The sequence below is a fragment of the Streptococcus sp. DD11 genome (assembly GCF_001578865.1).
GTDB lineage: Bacteria > Bacillota > Bacilli > Lactobacillales > Streptococcaceae > Streptococcus > Streptococcus panodentis.
The window spans coordinates 1-299 of record NZ_KQ969476.1 but is presented as its reverse complement, the minus strand read 5'-3'; the positions used below and the strand labels follow the sequence as shown (position 1 = coordinate 299).

Genomic DNA, 299 nt, shown 5'->3' with positions numbered 1-299 from the left:
AACGCATACACTGTATTCAGAGATGAACCCCGTCTACTGCATTGCCATTCTAGAGCAGGATTATTTTGCAGACGGGCGCGCTTTCCGCACCATTTCACTCAGGGATGATGAGACCGGAGAGCCCCTGCTTTCCGACTTCAAAGACAGCCGGAGCCGTCCGCCGATGGCATTTGCATTCTTGGAACTAAGCAAGTATAATAGAGATAAGGTAGCGGATTACAATCTGCAGAAATGGTTCGAATTCTTCCGCAATCAGCCTTTTGACATCCCGACAGACCCTGTCATCAAAGAGGCCGAGG

Annotated in this window: 1 pseudogene; it reads left to right on the top strand. The window is 49.8% G+C overall.

Features of this window, described 5'->3' with window-relative positions:
• Positions 1–299 (top strand): annotated as a pseudogene (locus tag STRDD11_RS13845) (hypothetical protein); the annotation flags it as partial.